This is a genomic window from Mesorhizobium sp. M7A.F.Ca.CA.002.04.1.1 (assembly GCF_004022805.1).
Classification (GTDB): Bacteria; Pseudomonadota; Alphaproteobacteria; order Rhizobiales; family Rhizobiaceae; genus Mesorhizobium; species Mesorhizobium ciceri.
Window position 1 is genome coordinate 1 of record NZ_RZPL01000818.1, and the last position, 2381, is coordinate 2381.

4 protein-coding genes are annotated in these 2381 nt (G+C 62.3%); 2 read left to right on the forward strand and 2 right to left on the reverse strand.

Annotation, left to right across the window (positions count from 1 at the left end; all coding sequences use genetic code 11):
- Positions 1–414: GNAT family N-acetyltransferase (locus tag ENZ75_RS28920; protein WP_164888079.1), on the reverse strand; the 414-nt coding region annotated here is incomplete at its 3' end.
- A gap of 196 nt (positions 415–610) precedes the next feature.
- Between ENZ75_RS28920 and ENZ75_RS28925 the strand changes: the two genes are divergently transcribed.
- Positions 611–1531 (forward strand): glycine--tRNA ligase subunit alpha, encoded by a 921-nt coding sequence (locus tag ENZ75_RS28925; RefSeq protein WP_174299093.1) that lies wholly within the window; start codon positions 611–613, stop codon positions 1529–1531.
- Between the two features lie 3 nt (positions 1532–1534).
- Here the strand turns inward: ENZ75_RS28925 and ENZ75_RS28930 are convergent, their stop codons facing one another.
- Positions 1535–1849, reverse strand: coding sequence for a hypothetical protein (locus ENZ75_RS28930; protein WP_127224221.1), 315 nt, complete (start codon positions 1847–1849; stop codon positions 1535–1537).
- An 88-nt stretch (positions 1850–1937) separates the two neighbouring features.
- Between ENZ75_RS28930 and ENZ75_RS28935 the strand changes: the two genes are divergently transcribed.
- On the forward strand, positions 1938–2381 hold a 444-nt coding region (locus tag ENZ75_RS28935; RefSeq protein WP_128278512.1), incomplete at its 3' end, for a glycine--tRNA ligase subunit beta.

The following is a 2381-nucleotide window of genomic DNA, read 5'->3' on the forward strand; positions in this document are numbered from 1 at the left end:
GTCGTAAAGCTTCATCGCCGTGTGATTGGTCTCATGCGTCAGCCAGTATACCCGGCCTGAGCCGGCCGCCTGGGCACGCTCGTAGACGCCCTCGATCAGCGCCCGTCCGATGCCTTTGCCACGCGATGCCTGCGTGGTGAAAAGGTCCTGCAGATAGCAATTCGGCGCGATCGCCGTGGTGCTGCGATGGAAGAGATAATGCACGAGGCCGAGAAGCCGTCCCTCGCTTTCGGCCACCAGCGCGTGGACCGGCTCATAGGCATCGAAGAAACGCGACCATGTCATCTGGGTAATCTCACCCGGCAGGGCCGTTTCGCCCGAGCGGCCATAAAATGCATTGTAGCCGTCCCACAGCGGCAGCCATTGCTCGAAATCCTGTCGCGCAACGGGGCGGATGACGATCGGGCTGGGCATGGCTGAAACCTGTTGTCGTTGCTGCACAGGCGAACAGAGCGCAGGCCCGAGAGATGGGCAATGGGCCAGCTCCATAATGTCGGCGCAACCGCATCGTCGTGCTTTGCTTGACGCTTCGCCGCCGTGTCTCTAGGACGTGCCGGCAAGCTAGCCTGTGCTGTCGAGGCCACCCGTGACAATTGAAATCCCCGCCCATATGCATCCCAGCCGCTCGTTCCAGGGGCTGATCCTGACCTTGCACAACTATTGGGCGGCCTATGGCTGCGTCATCCTGCAACCCTACGACATGGAAGTCGGCGCCGGCACCTTTCATCCGGCAACGACGCTGCGCGCGCTCGGCCCGAAACGCTGGAACGCTGCCTATGTCCAGCCCTCGCGCCGCCCCAAGGACGGGCGTTATGGCGAGAACCCGAACCGGCTGCAGCATTATTACCAGTACCAGGTGATCCTGAAGCCGAACCCGCCCAACTTGCAGGAACTCTATCTCGGCTCGCTGGCGGCGATCGGCGTCGATCCGCTGCTGCACGACATCCGCTTCGTCGAGGATGATTGGGAAAGCCCGACGCTGGGCGCCTGGGGTCTCGGCTGGGAATGCTGGTGCGACGGCATGGAAGTCTCGCAGTTCACCTATTTCCAGCAGGTCTGCGGTATCGAATGCGCACCGGTGGCCGGCGAACTCACCTACGGGCTGGAGCGGCTGGCCATGTATGTGCAGGGCGTCGACAATGTCTACGACCTCAATTTCAACGGCCGGGAAGGCGCCGACAAGGTCACCTATGGCGATGTCTTCCTGCAGGCCGAGCAGGAATATTCGCGCCACAATTTCGAACACGCCAACACGGCGATGCTTCTGCGCCACTTCGAGGACGCCGAGACCGAATGCAAGGCGCTGCTCGATGCCGGCGCGCCGGCATCGAACGACAATCTGCCGATGCACCGCATGGTTTTCCCGGCCTATGATCAGTGCATCAAGGCCAGCCATGTCTTCAACCTGCTTGACGCGCGCGGCGTGATTTCGGTCACCGAACGGCAGAGCTACATCCTGCGGGTGCGCAATCTGGCGAAGGCCTGCGGTGAGGCGTTTTTGAAGACGCAGGCGGGTGGCCTGGCGGCCTGAGTCTCAGGCCCGCTTCATCATCTCGAAGGAAGCTTTGATCGGCAGTATGTTCTGGCTGCTGGCACCGTCGATTGTGCGCAATGCCTGTCGAACGCCCGGCATCGAGAAGGCACCGTGAGCCTGCGCGGTGAAGCAGGCGCCGAGTGCGAGGATCTGCAGAAGTCTGGATGCCGTTTTCATGGTCGTTGAGCCAAATGTTCCCTGCCTGAGCGTGGGTCGCTTCAGCGCTGCGTTCGGTTCATGGAAATCTTTGATCCAAGGACGGGTGGCGCGGTCTCGTCCCGACAGGATGGCCAAAATTTCTGGAAACGGGCGCAAATCGGCGATCCCCGTGCGGAAAGGGTGACAGCGGCCAGCCGAGTTGCTATGCCCCCGCCCGGACCATTTTGCCGCGTGAGCCCCATCCATGCCTGACCTGCTTCTAGAACTCCGCTCGGAAGAGATTCCCGCCCGCATGCAGCGCAAGGCGGCTGGCGATCTCAGGAAGATGCTGACTGACGGCCTGGTCGAGGCGGGGCTGACCTATGAGGCGGCGCGCGAGTACTGGACGCCGCGGCGGCTGACCCTCGACATCAGGGGTCTCACCGCGCGCTCGAAGGATATAAACGAAGAGATCAAGGGGCCTTCGACATCGGCGCCCGAACAGGCGGTCCAGGGCTTCCTGCGCAAGGCCGGACTTTCCTCGATCGCCGAGGCGCATGTCCATTCCGATCCGAAGAAGGGCGATTTTTATGTCGCCCACATTTCGAAGCCGGGCAGGGCGGCCGAACAGATCATCGCGGACCTGGTGCCTGATATCATCCGCAATTTCCCGTGGCCGAAATCGATGCGCTGGGGGCCGGCCTCGGCC

Bases quoted from the DNA above. Each gene is read 5' to 3' on its own strand.
- ENZ75_RS28925 (WP_174299093.1), top strand. From the start codon at position 611: ATGCATCCCAGCCGCTCGTTCCAGGGGCTGATCCTGACCTTGCACAAC.